The 20,019-nt window shown below is 63.0% G+C and carries 10 protein-coding genes and 5 pseudogenes; 8 read left to right on the plus strand and 7 right to left on the minus strand.

Annotated elements, in window-relative coordinates:
• Positions 1–175: 175 nt before the first annotated feature.
• A pseudogene (locus tag NW75_RS04755) lies at positions 176–1,322 on the plus strand (IS3 family transposase).
• On the opposite strand, the gene NW75_RS04760 reads toward NW75_RS04755, so the two are convergent.
• From NW75_RS04760 to NW75_RS04780, 6 genes and pseudogenes are all read right to left on the minus strand, one after another.
• Entirely contained in the window at positions 1,282–3,249 is a 1,968-nt protein-coding gene (locus tag NW75_RS04760) for a UvrD-helicase domain-containing protein (RefSeq protein ID WP_033964075.1), read from the minus strand. The pseudogene NW75_RS04755 and the gene NW75_RS04760 sit on opposite strands and share 41 nt — an antisense overlap.
• Positions 3,246–4,874: an ATP-dependent nuclease gene (locus tag NW75_RS04765; protein ID WP_231564954.1), complete on the minus strand. Its 1,629-nt coding sequence runs from the start codon at positions 4,872–4,874 to the stop codon at positions 3,246–3,248. Before NW75_RS04765 ends, NW75_RS04760 begins: the two co-directional genes overlap by 4 nt.
• Before the next feature lie 234 nt (positions 4,875–5,108).
• A pseudogene (locus NW75_RS28110) lies at positions 5,109–5,219 on the minus strand (hypothetical protein); the annotation flags it as partial.
• A gap of 123 nt (positions 5,220–5,342) precedes the next feature.
• The gene (locus tag NW75_RS04770) at positions 5,343–7,364 is read right to left on the minus strand and encodes a hypothetical protein (RefSeq protein WP_033964077.1); all 2,022 of its coding nucleotides are present in this window, start codon (positions 7,362–7,364) and stop codon (positions 5,343–5,345) included.
• 167 nt (positions 7,365–7,531) lie between these two features.
• The gene (locus NW75_RS04775) at positions 7,532–8,176 is read right to left on the minus strand and encodes an abortive infection system antitoxin AbiGi family protein (RefSeq protein ID WP_033964078.1); all 645 of its coding nucleotides are present in this window, start codon (positions 8,174–8,176) and stop codon (positions 7,532–7,534) included.
• 53 nt (positions 8,177–8,229) lie between these two features.
• Positions 8,230–8,868, minus strand: a complete 639-nt coding sequence (locus tag NW75_RS04780; RefSeq protein WP_137903314.1) for a DUF2026 family protein — start codon at positions 8,866–8,868, stop codon at positions 8,230–8,232.
• A gap of 96 nt (positions 8,869–8,964) precedes the next feature.
• Between NW75_RS04780 and NW75_RS04785 the strand changes: the two genes are divergently transcribed.
• The 7 genes and pseudogenes from NW75_RS04785 to NW75_RS04815 all read left to right on the plus strand — a co-directional run bounded on the left by NW75_RS04785 (position 8,965) and on the right by NW75_RS04815 (position 19,761).
• Positions 8,965–10,059 (plus strand): DUF3800 domain-containing protein, encoded by a 1,095-nt coding sequence (locus NW75_RS04785; RefSeq protein WP_033964080.1) that lies wholly within the window; start codon positions 8,965–8,967, stop codon positions 10,057–10,059.
• 602 nt (positions 10,060–10,661) lie between these two features.
• Positions 10,662–11,812: pseudogene (locus NW75_RS04790) on the plus strand (acyl-CoA dehydrogenase family protein).
• Between the two features lie 169 nt (positions 11,813–11,981).
• A pseudogene (locus NW75_RS04795) lies at positions 11,982–13,582 on the plus strand (carboxyl transferase domain-containing protein).
• Between the two features lie 9 nt (positions 13,583–13,591).
• On the plus strand, positions 13,592–14,080 hold the full coding sequence (locus tag NW75_RS04800) for a nuclear transport factor 2 family protein (protein ID WP_033964081.1): 489 nt from the start codon (positions 13,592–13,594) through the stop codon (positions 14,078–14,080).
• Position 14,081: 1 nt separating this feature from the next.
• A complete protein-coding gene (locus tag NW75_RS04805; protein WP_033964082.1) occupies positions 14,082–16,022 on the plus strand; it encodes an acetyl/propionyl/methylcrotonyl-CoA carboxylase subunit alpha in 1,941 nt (646 codons plus the stop codon).
• A complete protein-coding gene (locus NW75_RS04810) occupies positions 16,019–17,239 on the plus strand; it encodes a CaiB/BaiF CoA transferase family protein (RefSeq protein WP_033964083.1) in 1,221 nt (406 codons plus the stop codon). The genes NW75_RS04805 and NW75_RS04810 overlap by 4 nt, the downstream gene beginning before the upstream one ends.
• A 122-nt stretch (positions 17,240–17,361) precedes the next feature.
• Positions 17,362–19,761 (plus strand): TonB-dependent receptor, encoded by a 2,400-nt coding sequence (locus tag NW75_RS04815; protein WP_033964084.1) that lies wholly within the window; start codon positions 17,362–17,364, stop codon positions 19,759–19,761.
• A 45-nt stretch (positions 19,762–19,806) separates the two neighbouring features.
• On the opposite strand, the pseudogene NW75_RS04820 reads toward NW75_RS04815, so the two are convergent.
• Positions 19,807–20,019, minus strand: a pseudogene (locus NW75_RS04820) (ATP-binding protein); the annotation flags it as partial.

Below are 20,019 nucleotides of genomic sequence, written 5' to 3' on the forward strand. Positions count from 1 at the left end.
GGCCGCGCAGCGAGACAAGGCTGCGCGGCATCATTTTCGGTCGGGATGGTGCCTCATAGAGGTAGCTACAAAATACGTAATTTGCAGAAATTCATCCCCCCGAAACTGATGCACGTGAGCTGCTGCCGGTTTCGTGGACACCAAGATAAGGTGCTTTCGGAACCGGAGGGTGTAGATGCAACGACGGAAGTTCAGCCGAGAGTTCAAGCTCGAGGCGGTGAAGTTGGTCCGAGATCGCGGCGTGGCGGTAGCGCAGGCCGCGCGCGATCTGGACCTGCACGAGAACGTGCTGCGCAAATGGGTCCGCGAAGCGGAAGCTGATCCCCAGTCGGCGTTTCCGGGCAACGGTCAGATGAAGCCCGAGCAGCAGGAGATTGAGCGGCTACGCCGCGAGTTGGCCCGGATGAAGGCCGAACGTGACATCCTAAAAAAAGCCGCGGCCTACTTTGCCAGGGACTCGATATGAAGTTCGGGTTCATCGCAAAGCATCGAGGGATCTGGCCGGTGTCGTGGCTTTGCGGGGCGCTCGATGTCTCGCGCAGTGGTTTCCACGCCTGGCTCGTACGCGCGCCAAGCGCCCGGTCGCTGAGCGACGAAGCGTATGCAGGGAAGATCCGCGCCAGCTTCATCTCCAGCTACCGAACCTATGGCGCGCGTCGCGTCTGGCACGATCTCTTGGCCGAAGGCCTTTCATGCGGCCTGCATCGTGTCGAACGGCTGATGCGGATGCACGGCCTGATGGCGCGGCCTAGGCGCGCGGTCTGCCCAAGGATCATGGCGAACGCTCGGTCATCGCGGGCAACGTGCTCGATCGGCAGTTCAGCGCCGACGCGCCGAACCAGAAGTGGGTGGCCGACTTCACCTACATCTGGACCGCCGAAGGATGGCTGTACGCGGCCGCAGTGATCGATCTGTTCTCGCGGCGGGTGGTCGGCTGGTCGATGAGCGACACGATGACGGCGCAGCTCGTCACCGATGCGCTGGTCATGGCGATCTGGCGGCGCGGCAAGCCCGATGCGCTGCTGCATCACTCCGACCAGGGCAGCCAATATACCAGCGAGCAGTTCCAGCGACTGATGGCCGACAATGGCGTCACCTGCTCGATGAGCCGGTCCGGCAACGTCTGGGACAACGCGGCGATGGAGAGCTTCTTCTCCTCGCTGAAGACCGAACGGATCGCGCGCAAAACCTACCGCACGCGCAATCAGGCAAGGCAGGACGTGTTCGATTACATCGAACGCTTCTACAATCCCACGCGCAGGCACTCGACCTTGGGCTATCTCAGCCCCATGGACTTCGAGAAGCAGGCTCATGTAGCCTAACTTGGTGTCCATGGGACCGGCAGCAGCTCAGGCAAAGCAAATGGGAAGGACGAGTCACCGCAACATAATGCTGCTTCAGGCTCTTGCGCAGCTCGGGCTTGTTGGCGGTCAATCCGGATCTCGCGCCCGTAAGCCAGTCCTTGATCCGAGTGAGGTGCGACCCCTTGTAATGAGTGTCGAAGACGAGCGTTGCGAGATGAGTCTCACCCTTGACGGAATGGATCGAGCCGACCTTGATCTGAACAGCGGGCTCCAGTTTCGGGTAAGAGAAGATGTTGCCCGGCGTTACCAGGGCACCGACCGCTCCACGCTCGTCTTCCCACGCCATAAAATCATCCGCGCTTTCCGCTGCGGCGCCCGCCAGCAAAGCGTTGGCAATATCCGTGATCGGCTTCTTCCAAGTCTGCCACACCCCGGCGTTCGTAGGCAGTTCGCCGCTCGCAACCTTCCAGCACAAAAGATGAAATCGTCGGAGTGTCGCAGCATCGTGTTCGAGAAGCCGGCCTAGCTGGCGGAAGCGGTTGGCCAGATTCGGATGCCGAACGGACGGGTTCAGTATCGTCGCCAGCCGCAGCACGGCGTCGGCGGCCTTCTCGGTTATGGGTCGAACATCTCCCGTTCCGGCCGCGTCCCGGACACCGCGCCTGAGATAGCCGATCAAGGTGGCGGGCCTCCCTTCGACGCGGGCCAGCTCATGATCGTAACCGTCCCAATAGTGGGCCACGCAATTTGGCGTGTCCGGTCGATTGGTGTCGCGATGGATCGCACCGACTGCAGCGAAGACGCCAGCCGCACGCTCTGCGGGACTGAACCGCGTAGTCAGAAGATGCGCAAACGCCGGCAGCACAGCCGTGGCCTGTTGGGTACCGAAGAGCAAGATCGCGGCCTGTCTGCCCCGTTCGGGCTCAGGATGCTCGCGCAGGCCGATGAGGCCAGGAGGGGACAGGGCGAGCCCATCGGCCAGCGTTGCGATCTGGGTGCCGAAGCGATGGCTGTTGGCCACAGGGATAGAAATTGCCGCGTTGGGAAAAACATTGCTGTTCGTGCCATTCAGATCTGTTGCGGACGCGCTCCCATAAATCGCCTGGTTCATGTCGCCGAAGCGCTGACGCACGACCGGCCGATCGTCATCCATGAACAGCCGGTGGAGGATCGCAGATTGAACATCATCATTGTCCTGAACCTCGTCCAGGAACAGCACCGGGAATCGTTGACGGACCGCGTTTCGCAGCTCGGGATTGCGATCGAGGGCCTGTGCGGCCCAGATCATCATGTCATCGTGGCAGAAATATCCTTCCGCTGTCGTGGCCTGACACGCAGCAACGAACGCCTGATAGGTCGCGGTGTGCTTCCCAAGCGGTCCACCGCCCCAAGCGACGTCGCCAACATCGTGGTTGGCGTCGACGATCCGAAGGAGCCCCTCCCGGCGCTTGGTCTGCAAAACCCGAGAACGTTGGGGCGGGGTCAGCTTGTGCAGCCGCCTTCGGAGGCAGATGTCGTCGTCGATCGCGACCACGTCGATCCCCTGCGATCTAAGCCAGGGAAGCGCGATGAACTGATTCACGAACCCGTGAATGGTGCCGATGAAGTGCGGATAAGAAAGAATCGCCCGGCCGGCGGGGTCAGCACCAAGCCTTTTCTCGATCTCCAGCCGTGCCACATTGGTGTGAGAGAGCACACAGACGCCTGCGGCGGGCGAGGTCCAGCGCTTCGCCAAGATCGCGAGTTTCGCGACGAGCAGCGTCGTCTTTCCGCTGCCGGGGCAAGCTGCGACGTCGATCGATCCGTTTGAGCGCAAAACGGCAAGGCGCGCATCCTCTCCGCCAGCGCCGTGAAACGCCAAGGGCGGCAAACCGAGGCTAGCGCAGGCAACGGCGATGTCCTCGTCGCTAACGGGCCGCGCCAGGAGTTCCGCTATGCCGATCACGCCAGCGCATCGCCGATATTGCCCGTGGCATAGTCGATCGTCGCACGGACATAGGGTGGTAGGAGCTCGCGAAGTGAGGCCGGAGTCAGACGGCCCCTGTCCGCCGCGCGATCAAGCAACGCCGCCAGATATTGCGCCGCGATCGCCTTGGAGGCTCCGCCTCGATACTTCGCATATATTGACGTGCTGCGGCTCTCAGGGGCCAGGTCAGACAGGTCGCGGAAGCTGCGGATCGAGGTGCGCACGACTTCGGCCACCGTCGCTCGCCCCGCATGGATGCGTTCGTCGGCAATCGCGAGATCCGCAGCAACCCATACCTCTCTAGGGAGGCCGAAATGCGCGAGGTCATATTCGAGGGTCCACTCGTTGGCTACGAAGGTGCGGACCGATTGGCCGGTGGCGCGGGCCGCAATTGAAGCGCGTTGATTCTCAAGGCCATCGCCCTCGAAGTCGTCCTTCTTGCGCCACCGTCTGCTGCTCTTCGCGGGCACCGAACCGTCCAGAGTGGTAAGACCGAGTATAGCCGGCGCACAATCGGGCATCACATCCATGTCGGTCATGCAGGCCACCGGAACGTTGAGTAGCCCCTGTTCGTCCGCCGCGCGGCGCTGGAAAATCCGCCCATATCGGCCGAGACCCGTACCTCCAACGTTAACGACCGACACACCATGGCGCGCCAAATCTCTTCCGATCAGCCGGGCGAGCGTGGGCAGGAGGATATTCTCGGCATCGCCTTCCACGATGATGACGCCGCGAGCGAAGAAGAGGTTCGCCTTCGTGGCGTCCAGAAACCGCTCGAGAAACGCATAATCGTCCGGCGCGAGCAGGGTGTGATCGGGGCCCAGAGGGAACGCTCGTCCGTTGCGAACTAGCACGAGATTTTCCAGTTTCAGCGACGATGCAAGCGATGGACTGTGGGTCGTCATCAAAACCTGAAGCCCATGCTCGGCACCTCGATCTACGATCGCCTTTTGCTTCAGGAAATCGATCAGCAGATGCTGGCGCTGGGGATGAAGATGGGCCTCAGGCTCTTCGATCAGCAATGCGGGATAGCCGTCAGTTTCCTGGCTGAGAAGAAGCAGTTCGGATGCCATGAACAGCAAATTGTTGGAGCCAAGGCCGCGCCCCGGGGGCGGGTCCGCGACACCATCGTTGCGCAGATCGAGTTCCAGCTTCTCTAGGAGTTGCCGCAGCCGTGCGGATTTGTCGCCGCGAGCGCCGCTGACCGAGATCGCGCCCCTAAGCACATCGCCTTCGAACGAAAGCTTGGCGAGATAGTCGTCGTTGAGGCGCGCGCGCGCGTTGCCTATTCCGGCCTGACGTTCCAGCAACTCGTTGGCGAAGTCGCCGATGCCGAGGACGCTCAGCGTCGCTGGATCTTCCGGGAAAGCTTCGGGATTGAAATCCTCGCCGACGCTTTCGATCTCTTCGGTCTGCTGGAGGATCTGAGCCAGCCGCGAGCCGCGGCCGGCCGAAAGAGCCTGATTGGCGTCGCGGAGTGGTCGCAGATAGGTCGCGCAGAGGAGCGCGCGTGCCGAGGCCTCCAGCGCCGGACCACCGCCCGTGGCGCCGGAACGGCACTCTACAGTCGTGAAACGTCTCGACGGGCCGCGGGAGCCCGCCACCGCTTGCCAATGCAAGAACAGATGGGCCTTGCCATCAAGATAAGTGAGATGCTCCAGGAAGGCCCCACGATCGCCGACGCTGAGCGCATCGAACCGCAGGAGAATTCGGATCTCGTTCCTGGCCACGCCGCCGTCCGGCGGCTGATGGAAATCCACCTCACCGACCCGGAAATAATCCTGGCCCCGCGTACCCAGCACAAGCCGGATAGCATCAACGATGGCAGTTTTGCCGGAATCATTCTCTCCCACCAGTGCCGCGATGCCGGCCGGCAAGGTCAGTCGAAACGCGGCGTCCCCTTCGCCAAAAGTTCTGAAGTTCTCGATCCGTATTTCGGCCAGCCGCACATGTCCTCCCCGGAAGGCCCGCTAAGATACATCCCTCCCATGAAACCATAGCGTTCTTGTGGCGGCAAAGCACCGATATTGGCGCAGTCGATCTTCATCCATTTTGGCGCACCTCACTAAACTTCAGATGCGGGCGCGATCACGGGGTCGTTTTTGGCGCTCTCCGGGAATAACCTCGTTCATTTCGGTGATTTCACCTGAAACCGTCTCCGGCCTTCGACTTCGGCTCGCGACCCGGATCACTATCTCGACCGTGCCGAACCTCGTCAGCGGGCGCGGGCGGCGCCCGTCGCCGCCTTCGGCCTTTGCCACGAGTTCGGCCAGCGGATCGCCTGTGCGCAATCCCAAGACCACGTACGTCAGCCATTCAGCCAGCGGGCGCGAAGCAGAGCCGACGAGGTTCGCCGGGATTTGAGCGGCACTCGGGGCGTGATGCCGCGCTAGGTCTTCGACCAGCTGGGTCGGGATAATCGGGATGCCCCTATCGAGGAGCCCGGGACATTGGAACAGGTAGAACGACGAGCCGGTCTGTCGGATCAGGTCCGTCATCTGCCTGGGATCCAGCTTGAAGGACGAAGTGAGGCCGCGCTCGGGCCGGGTGGTGTCCTTCAGGCGGAGCCGCTTCGCCTGCACCAGCGTGGCACGCTTGCCGAGCGGTCGTCCGTCGAGATGCGGGTCGATGATCAGACAGAGGTCTGCGGAAAATGAGGGAGGCTCCGCGTCACCACGCGGGTTCACCCCCGGCTTCCCTTCCTCCGACTTGTCGACCGGACGGTAGTTCAGCTCTATGCTCGCGGTCCGGTCCGAGCCGGTGGCCCTCGCGGTCGCCCGAAGCCCCTCCCCAAGGTCGCGCAGACGGTTGGCGAGATCTGAGAAGAAGCTGCGGAGCAGCCCCTCCTCACCCTCCTCACTGTGGTCGCGATATTCCTGCGCGAACCTGCGCTCTTCGCCGGCGATGGTCTGTTCGATCAACCGCTCGAGGAGCCGATCCCCGATCCAGGTGAGCGGGTGCTCCGTCGCTGCCGGCATGAGTCCGATCTGGAACAGGCGGTCAGTGATGGTGCTGACACCGGGCGCTGGCCAAGTGTCATCGGCGGCCACCGCTCCGAAGACCGCGTGGCGAACCATGTCGGCGAGATACCCAACCTCGCGGTCAGGGTGATCGACGAGTTCCGAGACGAAGGCCTTGTCGCTGGCCTCTACCAACCGCGTGGCCGCGAAGAGCGCCAGGTCGTGCTGCCGCGGCGGGCTGCGGCTGAGCAGCGCCTCCACGGTGGCCCTGCGCAGATCGTCATCATCGCCAATGGCGGTGCGCAGACGCCGGACATAGACCGCCCGAACGTCCGGACCCGAGGTTGAAAGCACTCCCTCGAGATCGAGGATGAGCCGCGCGACCTGCCGGACCGGAAGGTCGGGCAGTATCTCGCTCCAGGCCTCGCGCCGCATCCCCATCGATTCATCGGTTTCCCAATTGCGCTTCTCAGGATGGGGCGGCCCCATCTCGTCCGCGAGCTCGGTCCCATCGCACAGGATCGCGAAGAGCTTTACCCAGCGTGTCCACCCAAGACCGCGAGCCGTCGCCGCCACGAGATAGGTCGGCAGGAGGTCGTCCCGCCTCGTCTCCGAAACAGGCAGCGCCAGCCTCGCCTGGTTCATATCGCGGATCATCAGGGCGCTCATATCAACGTAGCGATGCAATCCTGCCATCGCCCCTTGTGACGCCGCCTCGATGATCGCCTCGATCATGGCGGAGGATTCCACCATGTCGGGGAAGGTCTTCAAGATGTCGCGATGCTGACCGTGTCCGGTGATCGCCACGAGCGCGATGTCGGCATCGAGGTCGCCCGCGCGCGATTCGAGCAATCGCTGGAGTGCGTGCGTGGTCCCCGCATCGTCGCCAAACCTCCGGCGAGCCGAGGCCGCCGCCAACGCGAGGGCGGCGACCTCGCCCGCATCGAGCTGTGCGGTCACCTCCGGCAATTCCAGTTCTCGAGCCACCTCCTCGATCCATTCCTGATTGAAGGAATCCGGACTCTCGAGAGTGATAACCCGCTTCCCCGGGCGCTTGTCCGGTCGGTAGCGATGCAACATGGCATGGATGCCGGGAGAGATGTTGAAGTCGGCTGTCATCTGCGAAGGCACCATCGGCAGCTTGTTGAGGCGTTAACCGCTGCACCTCGGCGTCATCCCGCCTGTCTCGATAAGGGTTGGCGAGCCGCGATCGCGCTGCGGGAAACGAGAGCGTAGTTTGCAACACAGAGATAGTCGAGCGGGCCCTTCCAGACCGCCCCACACCCTGCATGTCAAGGATCTCAGGAATACAGGGCGGCCGTTATCCGGTCCTCCCCCCAGTAGGGATCGATGAAGGGACATTCGTAGCTCGGCCCCACATCGTCGATCTTCGCGGAGTGGAAGAAGTCTCGCGCGGTCTCATGCAGATCCTCGGGAATGATGAGAAAAGCCGGGTCGGTTTCCGAGAAGTCCAAGTCGCCCACGTGCCGCCACTCCCTCTCCCACTCATAGAGGTACATCGACTTGCCGTAGATGCCGGGCAGATCCACGAACGGCGCGACATCCCAGACCGGCGAATTGGCGTCGTGCGCCGCCGCATGCACCATCGCCTTGATCGCCTGCGCCTGCTTCGTGTCCTTGTAGGCATAGAGGATTGGACCGCCGCCACGATCTACAATGTATTCCTTCCGGAAGCCGATGCCGTGCCGCCCTCGAACATCTGCCAGCCGCTTCAGGTGGTGGAGCGGCACCTCGCTGAAGCACACCGATTTCCGTGCTGGCGCAAGATTGCGACCGGCCCCAAACGCGTTCGCCGCGATGATGCGCCGCCCGTATAGGATCGAAATCGCGTTATCGTAGGCCGTCTTCGGCGGATCTGCCTTCGCGAAATGGACCACGTACTTCGACATGTCTTTCCACGATGGATCAATGTTACCGATCAGCATGACCTCGCCCTCGTGGGACAGGACGGAAACGGGTGGAACCTAGGCATCGACGCTCACCATGCGCCACGCGCCAAGGTGTTCGGCAGCGTCAACTCGCGCACGATCCCGTCATTGCTTCCGATGGTCAGGGAGGGCTTCTGCTTGCCACGTCGGGTGCCGAACCATGTCTCGGCGATATGGATAATATCCGTGTTTAGCGGCCGCTCCAGAATGCTGTCGATCAGTCGTTCGCTAAGGTCGGGATCCGGCATTGTGTAGAAATCGCCCGCCCTATTCAGAACGTCCAGATTCTCCGCCTCGTCCTTGATCCGCTTCTGAAACATCCGCCGCGGGATGACCACGTCCCGTTGAACGTCCTGGAACGCCTCATGGTACAGCGGCGACATGAAATCGATGATGTAGTTCTCGGTCTGCACCCACATGTGGAAACCGTCCTCGTCGAACTCGACGACTCCGCCGCCGTCGCTGTCGCCGTCGCGTCCGAAGAACATGTTTTTCTCGGGCTCCACGCACATGGCGAAGCCTCCCGCCACCGCCCGGGCCGGGATCTTGTAGTGCTTGCTCAAGATCAATGCGCCGATGCATGCGAATAGGGTGCATCCCTTCCCCGGGTTGCCCTCATCCTTGATTGTGCCATGGATGACCTGATGGATGCGATTGAACTCTGACATCGGCAGAAGGAAATTACTCATGGCGCTCGCTAAGTTGCTCGGGCGGCTCGGTTCCGCAGGTTGGGTCGAGAGCGCATCGGAAACACAATGCTTACATCGGCTCAAGCAAGTTCTTACATGATCGCCATGACCACGATCTACATTGATGAATCCGGCTATACCGGTGGCGACCTCTACAATCCCCAACAGCCCTATTTCACCATCGCATCGTCACTTATCGGCGACGATGGGGCGGCCGAAATCCTGCGCCGCTGCTTTCCGAGGTATCAGGGCGCGGAGTACAAGTTCGTCAACATCTGGAAGCGCGACACGCACCGCAACGGCCTCAGGACCCTGGCAGCCGAGATCCCGGCGCTTGCGGATCGCCTCTTCTTCTACGTAATCGACAAGCGCTTCTCGCTGATCGTGAAGATGTTCGAGTATCTCGTCGAACCCACGTTCACTGCGGGCGGCTACGACTACTATGGCAACGGATACGCCCGGCGGTACATGAACACCATTCACCGGGATTTTCTGCGGTTCGGCAGCGAGGACCTCTACGAGGAGACCGCCAAGCGCTGGGATGCCTTCGCCCGCACGCCCAGCCGCACGACCATGGACGCACTCCGTGAGCACCTCGGCAGGACGGCGAGCAGCTCCAAGCATCCGATCTCCACCATCTTCGCCATGCTGGCAGAGGGCGCCCGGCGATTCGAACTCGCCAACGTCGACCTCGCGGCATTCACCGATAGCAGCGAGATCCAGCTGACCGCAGTCCTGGCGTCCGTGGTCCATTGGCGGCAGCGCAGGCCGGAGGACTTCGACGTCGTCCACGACGAGTCCAGCAACTTCCTGCGTCAACGCGACGTCTGGGATACGATCCTGCGCGACGACTGCGAACCCGGGCCGGTGGAGATGGGCGACGGAACAAGCGTCGAGTTCCCGCTGCGAGTTCGCAGCACCACCGCCGTACGTTCCCATGAGTCGGCCGCCGTGCAGCTTTGCGACGTCATCGCCGGTCTCGGCGCGAAAGTGTCGCTCTCCTTCGATGGCCGGGAGAAGGATCCGTTCATGGTCGAACTGATCGCCCTCGGGGCAGGTGAGCTCACGTTCAACGGCGTCAAGCCGCACGAGGATTACGCGGACGGGCCGATGCCCCGCAGGACTGGCCCAGACATGCTCGACCATATGGTCGGTCTGCTCGAGCCTCACTTTAAGCGCCGGCCGAAATAGCCGCTGTGCATGAGTTTACTCCCGGCTTCGGGAGAACGGCAGGTACTGACATAGGCGGTCGTTCAACTGGCGGTCAGTGAATGGAGTAAGTTGGTCGGCAGCGGGCGAAAACATCTGATCCGTAGGAAGGGCAGCTATCCCGCGATTCGTACTTGGAACCTGCCAGACAGGAATCGGGCAGATCCGGCGAAGATCTTCTCTCGGAAAAAGCGCCGACTTAAGACTTGAAAGTAGCCCTTGACGCTGACGGGGTGGATTTTCGGCGGTGACAAGCGCCAGGCGGGTCGCTACAAATTCGGAGCCAGAACAGTGAAATAGTGCTTCGAACCCGGACATATGGCGGTTCCGGGGGCCATATTGGGGGCTTTAGCCCATCTCAACGCATCTTTAATAAAACGAAATCAGTGGCTTAGGTTATCCTATTCGATTCCCTTCACCGCTCCAACCCCTCTCTGAAATAGGCTCGTGCGAGTCGCCGGGCCCTGCTGGGCAGGGGTTATCTTCTCCATCGCTCCTCGCGTTCAATCGCTGTCGGCACAAGGCCTTACGATTTGAATCGACACGCGCTATCGGAGGCGCAAAGCGAGGATGAGGAGAGGCACATGATAGGCCAGATGGATTTCGCGCTGGGCGAAACTGCGGACATGATCCGCGACACGACCCAGCGCTTCGCGACCGACCGGATCGCGCCGATCGCGGCCAGGGTCGATGCCGAGGACTGGTTCCCGCAAAGCCTGTGGCCCGAAATGGGCGCGCTCGGCCTGCACGGCGTGACCGTGCCGGAAGCGGATGGCGGGCTGGGTCTCGGCTATCTCGAACATGTCGTGGCGTGCGAAGAGGTCAGCCGCGCTTCGGCTTCGGTCGCCTCAGCTATGGCGCGCATTCCAATTTGTGCGTCAACCAGATCGCGCGCTGGGCGTCGCCTGAGCAGAAGGCCAAATATCTTCCCAAGCTGATTTCGGGCGAGCATGTCGGCAGCCTCGCTATGTCCGAAAGCGGCGCGGGGTCGGACGTCGTCGGCATGAAGCTGAAGGCCGACAAGGTGCAGGGCGGCTATGTCCTGAACGGCACCAAATTCTGGATCACCAACGCGGCGTATGCCGACACGCTGGTCGTCTACGCCAAGACCGGCGAGGGCAGCCGTGGCATCACCACCTTCCTGATCGAAAAGGACATGCCCGGTTTCGCGATCGGCCAGAAGATCGACAAGATGGGGATGCGCGGCAGCCCCACCGCCGAACTCGTCTTCACCGACTGCGAAGTGCCCGAAGAGAATGTGATGGGCCCGGTCAATGGCGGGGTCGGCGTGTTGATGAGCGGGCTCGATTATGAGCGCACCGTGCTCGCCGGGATCCAGCTCGGCCTGATGCAGGCGTGCCTCGACGTGGTCGTGCCCTATGTCCGGGAGCGCCAGCAATTCGGCAAACCGATCGGCGCGTTCCAGCTGATGCAGGGCAAGATCGCCGACATGTACGTCGCGCTCAATTCGGCGCGCGCCTATGTCTATGCCGTTGCGCGTGCCTGCGATGCGGGCAAGACCACGCGCTTCGATGCGGCCGGCGCGATCCTGCTGGCGAGCGAGAATGCCGTGCGCGTGGCGAATGAGGCGGTGCAGGCATTGGGTGGCGCGGGCTATACCAAGGATTGGCCGGTGGAACGCTATTATCGAGATGCGAAGCTGCTCGATATCGGCGCTGGCACCAACGAAATCCGCCGTATGCTCATCGGCCGCGAACTGATCGGGGCGGCGTGATGGGGAGTGCGATGCGCACGGACGTACACTCCCTCTCCCTTTGGGAGAGGGAAGGGGCCCGCTCGGCACAGCCGAGGGGGAAGGGTGAGGGCGATCGGAACATGGCGTCGGTCACCCTCACCCTTCCGCCGCTTCGCGGCTCCCTGCCTCTCCCGATGGGAGAGGGTCTGTGACCGCGCCCGTCCTCACCTCCGCGCTCTCGCCGGAAAGCGAGACCTTCCGCGCCAACGCCGCGCATAACCGCGCACTGGTCGAACGCCTCCGCGCCGACGTTGCGCGGGCCGCGCTGGGCGGGAATGAGAAGAGCCGCGAGCGCCACACCGCGCGCGGCAAACTCCTCCCGCGCGACCGGGTCGAGCGACTGCTAGACCCCGGCTCGCCCTTTCTCGAAATCGGCCAGCTCGCCGCCAATGGCCTGTATGACGATGAAGTCCCCGGCGCGGGCATGATCGCCGGAATCGGGCGCGTTTCGGGCCGCCAGTGCATGATCGTGTGCAACGATGCGACGGTGAAGGGCGGCACCTATTACCCGCTGACGGTCAAGAAGCATCTGCGCGCACAGGAAATCGCCGAGGCGAACCATCTGCCGTGCATCTACCTCGTCGACTCGGGCGGCGCGAACTTGCCGCACCAGGCCGAGGTCTTTCCCGATCGCGACCATTTCGGGCGGATCTTCTTCAACCAGGCCAATATGAGCGCCAAGGGCATCCCGCAGATCGCTTGCGTGATGGGGTCTTGCACCGCCGGGGGTGCCTATGTGCCCGCCATGTCCGACGAGACGATCATCGTGCGCGGGCAGGGGACCATTTTCCTGGCCGGCCCGCCGCTGGTCAAGGCCGCCACCGGCGAGGTGATCTCGGCCGAGGAACTGGGCGGTGCCGACACCCACGGTCGCCACTCGGGCGTGGTCGATCATGTCGCCGAGAATGACGACCATGCGCTGACGATCGTGCGCGACATCGTTTCCACGCTTCAGCCGCAAGTCCAGGCGGCGGTGAACCTCAAGGACCCGCGCCCGCCGAAATTCGACGCGGAGGAGCTGTACGGCATCGTGCCGAGCGACGTGCGCGCGCCTATGACGTGCATGAGATCATCGCGCGGCTGGTCGATGGCAGTGAGTTCCACGAGTTCAAGGCGCTCTACGGTACGTCGCTGGTCTGCGGTTTCGCGCATATCTGGGGCATCCCCGTGGCGATCCTCGCCAATAACGGCGTGCTGTTCTCCGAGAGCGCGCAGAAGGGCGCGCATTTCATCGAACTCGCCTGCCAGCGGCGCATTCCGTTGCTGTTCCTGCAGAACATTTCGGGCTTCATGGTCGGGGGTAAATATGAGGCCGAGGGCATCGCCAAACATGGCGCAAAGCTCGTCACCGCCGTCGCCACCGCCACCGTGCCCAAGATCACCGTGCTGATCGGCGGCAGCTTTGGGGCTGGCAATTACGGCATGTGCGGGCGCGCCTATAGCCCGCGCTTCCTGTTCAGTTGGCCCAACAGCCGGATCAGCGTGATGGGCGGGGAGCAGGCCGCGTCGGTGCTGGCGACGGTTCACCGCGATGCTGATGGCTGGAGCGAGGAAGAGGCCGAGTTTTTCAAGGCTCCGATCCGCCAGAAATATGAGGACGAAGGCAACCCCTGGTACGCGACCGCGCGGCTGTGGGACGATGGCATCATCGACCCGGCGCAGACGCGCGACGTGCTCGGCCTCGCCTTTGCCGCCACGCTCAACGCCCCCATCCCCGAGCGCCCGGCGTTCGGCGTGTTCCGGATGTAAGGACTCTTCATGCCCCTGATCTTTGCCCTCGCCCTCGCCGCGCAAATGTCGCCGATGACGACGCCGGTGCAGCCGCTGCCCAAGGGCACCGGCCTGCCGCCGCCCGGAACCGAGGAAGCGCAAGTGATGGCCCCGGTCACGGCGCTCCTCAACGGCATCGCCGCGCGCGATGCGACGGCGATCGGCGAGGCACTGCGCCCCGATGCGACGGCGACGATCGCGACCGAACAAGCGGGCGCTTCGACAATCACGCACAAGACTCGCGCAGAGTTGCTGGCGCGCTTCACGCCCGGGCCCGAGCGCTTTCAGGAGCGGCTTGGCGACCCCGCGATCGAAATCGACGGGGACATCGCGATGGTGTGGGGGCCCTACACCTTCCTGATCGACGGCAAGGTGCACCATTGCGGATACGACCATTTCGATCTGGTGCGCGAAAACGGCCATTGGAAAATTCAGAATTTGACCTGGTCGTCGCGCACCACCGGTTGCGAGGGCTAAGGTGATCCAGTCGCTGCTCATCGCCAATCGCGGCGAGATCGCCTGCCGCATCATCCGCACCGCGCGCGCGATGGGAATCCGCACGGTCGCGGTCTATTCGGATGCCGATGCGCACGCGCTGCACGTCCGCCAGGCCGATGACGCCGTGCATATCGGCCCCAGTCCGGCGCGCGAAAGCTATCTGGTGGGCAAGAAGATCATCGCCGCAGCCAAGGCGACGGGTGCGGCGGCGATCCACCCCGGCTATGGCTTCCTCTCCGAAAATGCGGACTTTGCGCAGGCGGTGCTCGATGCCGGGCTGGTGTGGGTCGGCCCCAAGCCCGACAGCATCCGCGCGATGGGGCTGAAGGATGCCGCCAAGGAACGCATGATCGCGGCGGGCGTGCCGGTGACGCCGGGCTATCTCGGCGAGGATCAGGCCCCCGAACGGCTGGCGGCGGAGGCCGCACAGGTCGGCTATCCGGTGCTGATCAAGGCGGTGGCGGGCGGCGGTGGCAAGGGCATGCGCCGCGTCGATAATCCCGCCGATTTCGCCGATGCGCTTGCGTCGTGTCAGCGCGAGGCGGCGTCGTCCTTCGGCAATACCGATGTCCTGATCGAGAAATACATCCTCTCGCCCCGCCATATCGAAGTGCAGGTGTTCGGCGACACGCACGGCAATGTCGTCCATCTGTTCGAGCGCGATTGCTCGCTTCAGCGTCGCCATCAGAAGGTGATTGAGGAAGCCCCCGCGCCGGGCATGGACGTCGCGACCCGCGAAGCGATCTGCGCGGCGGCGGTGAAGGCGGCCAAAGCGGTCGATTATGTCGGGGCGGGCACGATCGAGTTCATCGCCGATGCGAGCGAGGGCCTCCGCGCCGACCGCATCTGGTTCATGGAAATGAACACGCGGTTGCAGGTCGAACATCCGGTGACCGAGGAAATCACTGGCGTCGATCTGGTCGAATGGCAGCTACGCGTGGCGAGCGGCGAGGCGCTGCCGAAGCGGCAGGACGAGCTGTCGATCAATGGCTGGGCGATGGAAGCGCGGCTATATGCGGAGGATCCCTTAAAAGGATTTTTGCCGTCCGTGGGGAGATTGGATCGCTTCCGTTTGCCAAATAAAGTGCGATCCACTCGCTGGCGGCACCCCGTGCGCGGTGTCGAATATGAAAACGATTATCCCTTCGTTGGCCGAATCGAGACCGGCGTTGCTGAAGGAGGCGAGGTCTCTTCCTTTTACGATCCGATGATCGCCAAGATCGTCTGCCACGCCGAAGGTCGGCGCGACGCGGCGCTAGGTTTGGCAATATTGGTTGGTGACGCACAGGTTTGGCCGCTGCGTACCAACGCGACGTTTCTTCATGCCTTATTGGTGAACCCCGACTTTATGCGCGGAAGAGTTCACACTGGTTTTATCGAGCAACATCAGGACGACGTGATCTATGAGGTTGATCCTCCACAGTGGATACTCGATCAAGTCGCCGTTGAACTGATAGCGCCAGCGAGACATAACATCGCGCCCACTGGGTTTCGCCTGAATGGGCATGAGTGTCACAGCGTCCGAATGATGGACCGCGACCGTGAATATGTCGGTGCTACCGATGGCCTGATAACCTACGATCAGCGCGCCTACCCGATTCTCGACGTTTCAGGCGAAGCCGTCTTTGCAACGCTGCAGGGCGCAACGTGGCGGTTTGCGGCATCGGCGACGCGCGGTAATGTAGCAGGCACCGCCGCCGACGGCGCGATCCTCTCGCCGATGCCTGGCCGCATCATCGCGGTGGACGTGGCCGCAGGCGACACCGTCACCAAGGGCCAGAAGCTCGTCACGCTCGAAGCGATGAAGATGGAGCATAGCCTCACCGCCCCGTTCGACGGCACGATTGCCGAGCTGAACGCAGAGATTGGCGGGCAAGTGCAGGAGGGCGTCGTGCTGGTGCGGCTCGACACCGGCGTATGACCGAGGGCCCGAAACCCGGCGCGCTGGCCGGCGTCAAGGTGCTCGATCTGTCGCGCGTGCTCGCCGGTCCGTGGGCGACGCAGATACTGGGGGATCTGGGCGCGGAGGTGCTCAAGATCGAGCAGCCGGGGCAGGGCGACGACACCCGCCGCTGGGGGCCACCTGCGCTCGCCGATGACTCCGGCGATTCTGCCTATTTCCTGTGCGCCAATCGCAACAAACGCTCGCTCGCGATCGATCTCGCCCAGCCGGAGGGGGCCGATCTGATCCGCCGCCTTGTCGCTGAGAGCGATGTGGTGGTCGAAAATTTTCGTGTCGGCGGGCTTGCCAAATATGGGCTCGATTATGCCGCGCTCTCGGCGATCAACCCGCGCCTGGTCTATTGCTCGATCACCGGCTTCGGCCAGGACGGGCCGTATAAGGACAAGGGCGGCTATGACTTCCTGATCCAGGCGATGGGCGGGCTGATGAGCGTCACCGGCGAAGCGGACGGCCCGCCGATGAAGGTCGGCGTGCCGATCGTCGATCTGTTCACCGGCACTTATGCGACCGTCGCGATCCTCGCCGCTTTGCGCCACCGCGACGCCACAGGGCAGGGGCAGCATATCGACTGCGCCTTGCTCGACACGCAATTGGCGATGATGTCGAACCAGGCGTCCAACTATCTCAACGGCGGCGCGGTGCCCGGGCGGATGGGCAATGACCACCCCAATATCGTGCCCTATCGCGACTATGCGACCGCCGACGGCGAGATCGTCGTCGCGCTCGGCAATGATCGGCAGTTTCGCGATTTCCTGCGCGTGTTGCGGCTGGACACGCTGGGTGAGGACCCGCGCTTCGCCAGCGTGGCGCTGCGCAGCGCCAATCGTGCGGCGCTGCACGCGCACCTCGCCCCCGCCGTTGCGCGGTGGCGATCGGACGATCTGGTCGCGGCGATGGAGGCAGCCAAGCTCCCGGCGGGCAAGGTCAACGGCCTGCCCGAAATTCTGGCCGATGCCCATGTCGTGCACCGCGCGATCGTCCAGCCGATGGCGCGGCAGGACGGCACTGCGCTGAATGTCGTCGCTTTCCCGGTCAAATTGTCGGGGACCCCAGCCCGTTACGATCGCGCGCCACCGCGTGCCGGGGCGGATACGCGCGCGGCGTTGAGCGAGACGTTGGGGCTTTCCGAAGAAGCGCTGGCCCAACTGGCGGCGAAGGGCGTGATTCCGCGCTAAACCTCTGACAACGTAGCAAAACTGAAATCCTGGCGTCATGAAAATGACGTTGCTTAGTAGCGAATGCGTCGCACAAGGCTCGTAACGCCCCGATTGTTGCATTGCACAAGGGGTTTCTTCCGATGTCGTTTCACACTGTTTCGCGAGTCGCGTTGGCGCTTGGGCTGCTCGCGGGCGTGTCCAACGTCGCCAATGCGGCGACCCCGGACGCCGCACCAGCGCCGGTGCCTGGCGAACCTGCGGCGGCCCCCGCTGCGCAACCCGACGATTCGGCACCGACCGACATTCTGGTCACTGCGCGCCGCAGCACGCGATCGGTAACCCAGCTCGACAGCACCGAGATCCAGAAGATCCTGCCCGGCATCAATCCGCTGAAGGCGATCCAGACGCTCCCCGGCGTAACCTATCTGACCGCCGATCCGTGGGGCAATAACGAGCAGAATATCTCGCTGTTCATTCACGGCTTCAACCAGCAGCAGCTTGGTTACACGCTGGACGGGATCCCACTCGGCGATCAAAATTACGGAAATTACAACGGCCTATCGCCGCAACGTGCGATCATTTCGGAAAACGTCGGCAAAGTGACGTTGGCGAGCGGTGCGGGCGATCTCGGCACCGCGTCCACCAGCAACCTTGGCGGCACGATCGACACCTTCTCCAGCGATCCCAAGCACACCTTCGGCGGCACCGTGGCGCAGACCGTTGGCAGCTACAGCGCGTTTCGCACCTACGTGCGGCTCGACAGCGGCGACCTTGGCGGCGGCAACGCTTTCTATGTTTCGGGCGTGCGACAGGATGCGCGCGCGTGGGATTTCAATGGCCACCAAGGCGGCTATCAAGCGAATGGCAAATTCGTGCACGATAGCGGATCGATCAAGCTGACCGGCTATTTTGCCTATTCGGACAAGACCGAACCGAATGAGGACGCGACCGTCGTCAATATCTCCAAGGGCGAGACGCCGGGCAATGTGCCGTACACGCGCCCATTCCTCTACCCCGACTTCAAGACCGCAGTCGCCTATCTGACCTCGGCCGAATATGCGGCGGCCAAGGACAATTACCGGAACTATTACAGCGACGCGCAACGCACCGATTATCTCGGCTATGTCGCGATGACGGCGAAATTGAGCAGCGCGGTGACCTATGACGCCAAGGTCTATTATCACCACAATGACGGTGTCGGTGTCGTCGCGGGCCCGATCACGGTCGCTGGCCTGCCGCAGCTCTTCTCGGTCTACTATCCGGGGCAGAACCTCTCGACCGTGTTCGGCGGATCGGGCTTCGCGACGCGCACGACCGAATATCGCATCGATCGCGGTGGCATCGTCCAGACGCTGAAACTGTCGCTGGGCAACCATGACATCGAATTTGGCGGCTGGTTCGAGCGGCAAAGCTCTTCGGCCTTCCGTCGCTGGTACGCGCTCGACATCAATAACCCGTCGACGCCATACCAGCGCCCGCGCGACACGCTCAACCCGCTGATCACCCAATATTATAGCGAAGTGCGCGTCGACGAGTTGCAGAGCCATGTGCAGGATGCCTGGCATGTGCTGCCGACGCTGACGATCCTCGGCGGCTTCAAGTCCACCTATCAATTCGCCACGCAGCGCATCAAGGTCCAGCCGCTGCTGGGTTCGTTCGCTGGAACCGTCGCACTTCCCAATGGCGCGCTTGAGACGACCAAGGTGTTTTTGCCCGAAGTCGGTGCGGTGTGGGAGGTGACCCCCAACGATCAGCTGTTCGTCAACGCGCAGAAGAACATCCGCCAGTTCCAGACGAGCGCCGCAGCTGGCCTGTCGCCCTTCGCACTGGGCAGCCAAGGGGCGTTCGACCTGTTTTCCTCGACCGTCCAGCCCGAAACGAGCTGGACCTATGAAGGAGGCGTGCGCTCGCATCACCAACTGGGGGGCGGCCTGTCGATTGAGGGCCAGCTCAGCGTCTATCACGTCGATTTCTCGAATCGGCTGCTCGGCATTTCGCCCAACCCGATCGTCAACTCGATCACCAGCGGCGCTGCGATCATTCAGAACGTCGGTGGCGTGAAGACCAATGGCGTGGATTTCGCGTTCACGCTGCACGCCGGGCCGCGAGTGTCGTTGTACAATGCGCTTTCGTACAACACCTCGAAATATAAGGCCGACTATATCAGCGGAACGACGACGGTGCCGACGCAGGGCAAGAACGTGCCCGGTTCGCCCGACTGGCTCAACAAGACCGTGCTGTCGGTTGGGCACGGGATCTTCGACGCGCAGTTGATCGGCGATTATATCGGTCGCCGCTACGCAACCTACACCAACGACCTCTCGGTGGCGGGCTATTTCACGTTGGCAGGGCAGATCGGGGCGACGATCCCGCTCGACCAACGGTTGGTAGCGAAGGCGCTGCACGTCAGCGTGAACGTCACCAACATCACCGATCGCAAGGCGGCATCGTCGCTCAGCATCGGATCGGCGACCAACACCTACAGCGTGTTCCCGCTGGCCCCGCGTCAGGTGTTCGGGACGGTAAGCATCAGCTTCTGATACGGCCTGGCCTGCCGCCGCTCGCAAAGAGCGGCGGCAGCGGGCTTAGCGGCCTTTGAACAGGCCGCCGAGGACGCCGCGCACCAGCCCGCCGATAATCCCGGCCCCGGCACCGCGGCTGGAGCCGAACACGGCCTTCGATACTTCATTGGCGACCTGACGCCCGACCGCAGACGAAGCCGATCGCGTCGCCGAGGTGATCGCCCGGTTCCACGGCGAGTTGGCCGCCGCCTTTGCCGCCGCCGCTTCCTGTCGGCG

Origin of the sequence: Sphingomonas sp. Ant H11, from assembly GCF_000797515.1 — a bacterium.
GTDB lineage: Bacteria > Pseudomonadota > Alphaproteobacteria > Sphingomonadales > Sphingomonadaceae > Sphingomonas.

Excerpts from the sequence above, each read along its gene's own strand:
- NW75_RS04810 (WP_033964083.1), top strand. The coding sequence starts at position 16,019 with ATGACCGAGGGCCCGAAACCCGGCGCGCTGGCCGGCGTCAAGGTGCTC.
- NW75_RS04770 (WP_033964077.1), bottom strand. The coding sequence starts at position 7,364 with ATGGTGCCTTCGCAGATGACAGCCGACTTCAACATCTCTCCCGGCATC.
- NW75_RS04775 (WP_033964078.1), bottom strand. The coding sequence starts at position 8,176 with ATGCTGATCGGTAACATTGATCCATCGTGGAAAGACATGTCGAAGTAC.
- NW75_RS04800 (WP_033964081.1), top strand. The coding sequence starts at position 13,592 with ATGCCCCTGATCTTTGCCCTCGCCCTCGCCGCGCAAATGTCGCCGATG.
- NW75_RS04780 (WP_137903314.1), bottom strand. The coding sequence starts at position 8,868 with ATGAGTAATTTCCTTCTGCCGATGTCAGAGTTCAATCGCATCCATCAG.
- NW75_RS04815 (WP_033964084.1), top strand. The coding sequence starts at position 17,362 with ATGTCGTTTCACACTGTTTCGCGAGTCGCGTTGGCGCTTGGGCTGCTC.
- NW75_RS04785 (WP_033964080.1), top strand. The coding sequence starts at position 8,965 with ATGATCGCCATGACCACGATCTACATTGATGAATCCGGCTATACCGGT.